1 protein-coding gene is annotated in these 276 nt (G+C 58.3%); it reads right to left on the bottom strand.

The features are described from left to right. Positions 1-237 (bottom strand): hypothetical protein (locus E0702_RS17230; RefSeq protein ID WP_240721814.1); only part of this gene is annotated, 237 nt, incomplete at its 3' end. Positions 238-276 lie beyond the last annotated feature (39 nt).

The raw sequence follows: 276 nt of genomic DNA on the forward strand, positions 1-276 counted from the left end.
CACCGACTTCACCCTTTGGACCTGGTTCACCTGGTTTCCCATTTTCTCCTGGAGGACCACCGGTACCAGGTATGCCTTGTAATCCTTGTGGACCAGGGGGTCCAGAATCTCCCTTGTCACCAGCTGGGCCAGTAGGTCCTGGGGGACCCTGAGGTCCAGTCTCCCCATTCTTTCCAGCAGGACCTGGAAGGCCAGGTCCTCCAGGGCCACCCCGTTCTCCATTCTTGCCAGGGGCACCATCATTTCCTTTAGGACCAGGGAAACCCATGACACCAG

Source organism: Halomonas marinisediminis (assembly GCF_004347715.1).
In the GTDB taxonomy this organism is placed as follows: Bacteria; Pseudomonadota; Gammaproteobacteria; order Pseudomonadales; family Halomonadaceae; genus Halomonas; species Halomonas icarae.